We start from the raw sequence: 5666 nt of genomic DNA, 5'->3' as shown, positions 1-5666 counted from the left end.
GTGCGATGACCGATCCGCCACGGTGGACCGTACGGATGGCCGCGGTCAGCCCCTCGGCGGTCGCGTCCTTCAGCAGATAGCCGCTGGCTCCGGCGTTCAGGATCCGGGTCGCGTAGTCGTCGTTGTCGTACGTGGTCAGCGCCACGATCTTCGGGGTGGGCCCGGGAGCCGCGAGAATGGTGCGGGTGGCGATGATCCCATCGGTGTCCGGCATACGGATGTCCATCAGGATGACGTCCGGGCAGCGCTCGGCCGCGAGTGCGACGGCTTCCTTGCCGGTCGCGGCGGTGGCGACCACGCGCATGTCGGGGGCCGAGTTGACGACCAGGGCGAACCCGGTGCGGACCAGATCCTGGTCGTCGGCGATGAGCACCGTGATGAGCGGCTCGGTCATTGCGCCACTTCCTCCTGGACCAGCGGCCATGTGGTGGTGACCGCGAACTCCGACCCGGCGGTGAGAGTGCAGGCCCCGTTGAACAACGAGCACCGCTGCCGGATACCGGACACGCCCCGCCCCTCCACCGGCGCGCTGCCACCCGGCCCCACCGACGGGCTGGTCACGGTGACGGTGAGCACCTCCGGCGTCCAGCACATGCGTAGGTGCGCCTGTTGCCGGGGGGCGTGCTTGATGACGTTGGTGAGCGATTCCTGGATCACCCGGTAGACGGCGAGGTCCATGCCCGGTCCGAGCGGCTGTTCGCTGCCGTCCGTGGTGACGGTCACCCGCAGACCGGCGGCGGCGACGCTGGTCAGTAGGGCCGGCAGCTCGCGCAGCCCCTTGGCGTCCAGGTCGTCGTCGCGGTCAACGGCGGTAAGCAGGCGTTTGACGTCGGCGAGCGCCTCACGACCCGTGCCCGCGATCCGGTCGAACAGCGGACCGGCGACCACGGCGTCGGCGCGGGCGGCGGCCCGACCGCCCTCGGCCTGGGCGATGATCGAGGCCAACGAGTGCGCGATGATGTCGTGCATCTCCCGGCTGATCCGGCTCCGCTCCTCATGAACCGCGAGTTGGGCGCGCATGGCGCTGTCCTGTTCGGCGAGCCGCCGGCGGCGCTCGGCATGGTCGACGGCGCTGCGCTGCTGGCGTTGCATCAGCCCGGTCGACCACGCGGCGAGCGAAGTCGCCATGATCAGTACACCGGGCAGCCCGGCGCCGAGCCGACGGTCGTGCAGGGCGTAGCCGGCGACCACGAGAGCACCGGCCGCGCCGAGCAGCAGACCGGCGTGCCGCAGCCGGTCCGTCGCGTACGCAGCGACCGCGTGGATGGCGACGAGGCCGACGAGGTCGCCGGGGAACAGGAAACTGTGCGCCACCAGCAGGTGCGTGCCCGAGATGACCGCCACCAGAGCAAGCATGGTCAGCGGCGCGACGCGGCGGATCGCCAGGGGCACCGCGACCAGTGCCGACCAGTACCAGTCGGGCAGACCGGCGAGACCGAGCAGCAGACAACCGACCACGACGGCGAGGGCGAGGCCAGCGTCGACCGCCAGCGTCTGCTTCGTCTCGGTCCGCACTCCCCCAGCGTAGGCAGCGGAGCGCGGCAGCGGAATCACGGCTTTCCGAGCGATACCGGAGGCTTGATACCAAGGTACCGGTCGAGGAGGAAACTCGATGCCGGGGACGGATGTGCACGGCCGGGGGCCTCCCTACCGTCGATGAGGTGACGACGCAGACGACGTATGCCGACATGGTGAGCTGCCGGGACGTCCGCAAGACGTACGGGACCGGCGAGTCCACGGTGCGGGCGGTGGACGGCGTCTCCGCCGACTTCGCCGCCGGCGAGTTCACCGCCATCATGGGCCCGTCCGGCTCCGGCAAGACCACCCTGATGCATCTGCTGGCCGGCCTAGACACGCCCACTGAGGGCTCGATCAGCGTCGCCGGCACGTCGTTGGTGGGGCTCGACGACCGCTCGCTGACCGAACTGCGGCGAGACCGGATCGGGTTCGTCTTCCAGGCGTTCAACCTGCTGCCCACGCTGACCGCCCGGCAGAACATCACGCTGCCGCTGCGGCTCGCCGGCCGGCCCGTCGACGCCGCACAACTGCGGGTCATCACCGACGCGCTGCAGATCGGCGACCGCCTCGAGCACCGTCCGGCCGAGTTGTCCGGTGGCCAGCAGCAGCGCGTCGCGGTGGCCCGGGCCCTGCTGGCCCAGCCCTCCGTCGTCTTCGCCGACGAGCCGACCGGCGCGCTCGACATCGCCACCGGCAGGGCCCTGCTGGGCGGCCTCCGTGACGCGGCACAGCAGTACGGTCAGACGATCATCATGGTGACCCATGATCCGGGAGCGGCGACGTACGCCGACCGGGTCCTGGTGATGGCCGACGGCCGCATCCACGACGAGCTGCGTCGCCCTTCACGGGAGACGATCCTCGCCTCGCTGGCGTCGGTGACGGTGTGATCATGATCTTCGCACTGGCCTGGGCGCAGGTCCGCACCTATCCGGCGCGGTTGCTGGCGATCATCGCTGCGGTGCTGCTGGCGACGGGCTTCCTCGCCGCCACGGCCACCTTCGCCGCCACCTCGGGTAAGGGGTTGCGGCTAACCGCCGCAGCGCCATTGACCACGGCCGACATCGTTCTCGACGCCGAGAGTTCGGTACGCGACCCGGGCTGGTACCGGGCCGTGGCGGACGTTGCCGGCGTCCGCACCGTCGACCCCCAGTTCGCGCGTACGGTCAACGTCTTCGGCGGCGACCGGCGCGGTTCGGCCAACGTACAGAGCATTGCCGCCACGCCCGAAATCCGCTGGTTCCACCTGGATCACGGGTCCTGGCCCAACGGCACGGGGCAGGTCGTCGCGGATCAGCGGACCCTCGACGACCTGGGCGTCGGCGTCGGCGGCCAGCTGATCTTCCGGCAGGGCGACAAGCAGCCGGTGACCGTCACCGTGACGGGCTCGACCGATCTCGGATTCCGGCCGTTGACCGGATCGTCGTTCCGCTTCTACGCCGACCCGTCGTTCTTCGCCGGGGACGTGCCGCCGGCGGCGCTGGCCACGGTCGACGACCCGGACCGCCTCGCGGCCACCATCGATGCGGTCGACCGCGCGCTGCCGCCGGGTGCCTCGGCGATGAGCGCCGCCGCGGCCGCCGACCAGGCCGCAGCGCGCTTTGCCGGGGGCAACACCCAGCTGGTCGTGCTGATGATGGCCTTCGCCGCGGTGGCCCTCCTGGCCTCCGTCCTGGTCATCGCCAACACCTTTCACGTGGTGATCGTCCAGCGGGTTCGGCAGATCGCACTGTTGCGGCTCGTCGGCGGCCACCGGGGCCAGGCGAGCCGGATGCTGCTGGCCGAGGCCACCATCGCTGGCGCGGTCGGCGCGACAGCGGGTGCCGCGGCGGGAGTCGCCGTCGGCTACCTCGGCGCCGCCCTGCTCGACATCAGCGGTGGTGGCCTGCGGGTGAACCCCCTGGCTTTGGCAGGCAGCGTGCTCGTGGGAGTGCTGGCCACGCTGGCCGCCGCCTGGCTCCCGGCGCGACGCGCCACCCGGATCCCGCCGGTCCGTGCCCTACAGGAGGCCGCCGAACCGCCCGCGGGCGCGGTCCGCGGTGGGCGTCGTCTGGTCGCCGGCGCGGTGGTCACGGTCGTCGCCGCCGCAGTGCTGGCCGTGGCCGGGATCGGCGCCTCGCTGCCGCTGGCACTCGTCGGTGGGCTGCTGCTGGCGGTCGGTCTGTTGATCGCCCTGCCCCGACTGATCGCGGTGCTGCTTCCTTCGGTCACCTGGCTCCTGGAGCGCTTCGGCGTGGCCGCCGGCCTGTCGGGCAGCAGCCTCAGCCAGAACGCTCGCCGGACCGCCGCGGCGGCGATGGCGGTGGTGGTGGGTTCGGCTCTGATCGCCTGTCTGGCCGTGGCGGCCACCACGGGACGGGCCACCATCGACGCCGACCTTGAGGCCCGATACCCGGTGGCCGTGAGCGCACGCACCGACGGCGGGCCCATCAGTGGGGACACTGTCCGGCGCCTCGCTGCGGTGCCGGAGCTGTCCGTCGCGTCCACCGTGGCCACCGTGGACGCCCGATTCTCCGACGGCGGCAAGGCGACGCCCGCCCAGCTCGCGGCCCTGCCCACCGCGCTGGCGGGCACTCTGGCTCCCGAACTCGCCGCGTCCGCCGGCCCGCCGATCGTCTTGCTGCCCGCCGCCTATCTCGCCGCGCGCGGCCTGTCGGACGGCAGCCCGGTCAGCGTCGGCGTGGGTAACCGGACTCTGCAGTTCATCGCGCACGCGAGCCGGCTGGCCGACACCACGGGTCAGCTCCTGGGGGTGACCTCCTCCGACGCGCTCGCGGCCCAGGGTGTGGCGGCGGTCCCCACGACCGCCTGGGCAGTGGCGCGTCCCGGATTCGACCGCGCCCTCCTGGCCGATCGGGTGAACGCCGTCGCAGCCAGCGACCCCGCCGTGGAACTGGGCGGCGGTATCACGGAGGGCAGCGACATCGCCGACGTGCTCGCCATCCTGCTCGGACTCTCGCTCGCGATGCTCGGCGTGACCGTGATCATCGCACTGCTCGGCATAGCGAACCTGCTGGGATTGTCGGTCATCGAGCGTACCCAGGAGATGGCGCTGCTGCGTGCGCTCGGCACCCGGCGCGGGCGGCTGCGGGCGATGCTCGCCATCGAGGCGGTGACCATCACGCTGGTCGGTGCCGCCGCTGGCGTCGTGATCGGCGTTCCGGTGGGCCTGGTCGGGGTCACCGCCACGGTCGGCGCCACGGCCACACCTGTCATCCGGCTGCCCTGGGGGCAACTGGGTCTGCTGCTGCTCGCGGCCGTGGTGACCGGGGTGCTGGCCAGCGTGGCGCCGGCCCGACGAGCGACGCGGATCTCTCCCGCGCAGGGCCTGACCCACTAGCCGCACTCTCCAGCCCCGGTGACGCTCTGATCACTATAAGTATAGATAAGCATTGTTTTGATCTGATGAGTCATATAACATGACGGCGTGTCGCCATTTGAGCAACACGCTCCATTTCGGTTCACAATGCGTGCGGGGGCAACGGTGTGACGGACGTGCTGGTGGTAGGCGATGAAGTCCTGGTGAGTGTCGGCCTCAAGATGATCCTGGAAACCGCTGGAGGTTTCGTCGTGGCGACATCGGCCGGCCGGCACGCCCGGTCGGCAGCAGAGGAATGCCGGCCCGCGGTCGCGCTCGTCGACGCGCAGACCACGAAACCGGATGGCCTGGCGGTCCTGGGCCAACTTTGTACTCTCACCCCACCGCCTGCGGTCGCAATGCTGGCCGCATTGGCGCCCTCCGAGTCGGTCGTCGATGCACTGCGGGCCGGGTCGTCCGGTTTCCTGCTAAAGGACACCCAGCCGGAGCAGTTGGTGGTCGCGGTGCAGGCGCTCGCCACCGGCGCCACTGTGCTGGCACCCGAAGCCTGGTCGAGCGTTCTGCGGACAAGCTTCCGCGGCGTGCCATTTCCCGGGTCGTCGGTGGAGGACAGTGTCCGGCAACTCTCGCAGCGGGAGCAGGAGGTCCTGAGGTTGCTCGGCCTCGGACTGACCAACGCGGGAATCAGCCGGAAGCTGTTCCTCAGCGACTCAACCGTCAAGGAATACGTCAGCAGCATCCTGAACAAACTCGGAGTGGCCAATCGGGTTCAGGCGGCGGTGCGTGCCTACGCCGCTGGCCTGACGGCCGACGACCTGGCCTCGCCGTCCCA

General features: G+C 71.0%; 5 protein-coding genes. 3 read left to right on the top strand and 2 right to left on the bottom strand.

Annotation, left to right across the window (positions count from 1 at the left end; translation table 11 throughout):
- Both C569_RS0129355 and C569_RS0129350 read right to left on the bottom strand, forming a co-directional pair.
- Positions 1–394, bottom strand: a 394-nt coding sequence (locus tag C569_RS0129355) for a response regulator transcription factor (protein ID WP_018789262.1), incomplete at its 3' end; no start/stop codon positions are given.
- Positions 391–1515, bottom strand: coding sequence for a sensor histidine kinase (locus C569_RS0129350; protein WP_018789261.1), 1125 nt, complete (start codon positions 1513–1515; stop codon positions 391–393). The genes C569_RS0129350 and C569_RS0129355, both read right to left, overlap by 4 nt.
- 110 nt (positions 1516–1625) lie before the next feature.
- Between C569_RS0129350 and C569_RS0129345 the strand changes: the two genes are divergently transcribed.
- The 3 genes from C569_RS0129345 to C569_RS0129335 all read left to right on the top strand — a co-directional run.
- The gene (locus C569_RS0129345) at positions 1626–2405 is read left to right on the top strand and encodes an ABC transporter ATP-binding protein (protein WP_051090563.1); all 780 of its coding nucleotides are present in this window, start codon (positions 1626–1628) and stop codon (positions 2403–2405) included.
- The gene (locus tag C569_RS0129340; protein WP_018789259.1) at positions 2402–4855 is read left to right on the top strand and encodes an FtsX-like permease family protein; all 2454 of its coding nucleotides are present in this window, start codon (positions 2402–2404) and stop codon (positions 4853–4855) included. The genes C569_RS0129345 and C569_RS0129340 overlap by 4 nt, the downstream gene beginning before the upstream one ends.
- A 146-nt stretch (positions 4856–5001) precedes the next feature.
- The coding region (locus C569_RS0129335) for a response regulator transcription factor (protein WP_018789258.1) at positions 5002–5666 on the top strand (665 nt) is incomplete at its 3' end.

It is taken from the genome of Micromonospora sp. CNB394, assembly GCF_000374985.1.
GTDB lineage: Bacteria > Actinomycetota > Actinomycetes > Mycobacteriales > Micromonosporaceae > Micromonospora > Micromonospora marina.
Note: the sequence above shows the minus strand (reverse complement) of the source record. Positions and strands in the feature narration are given on the sequence as shown.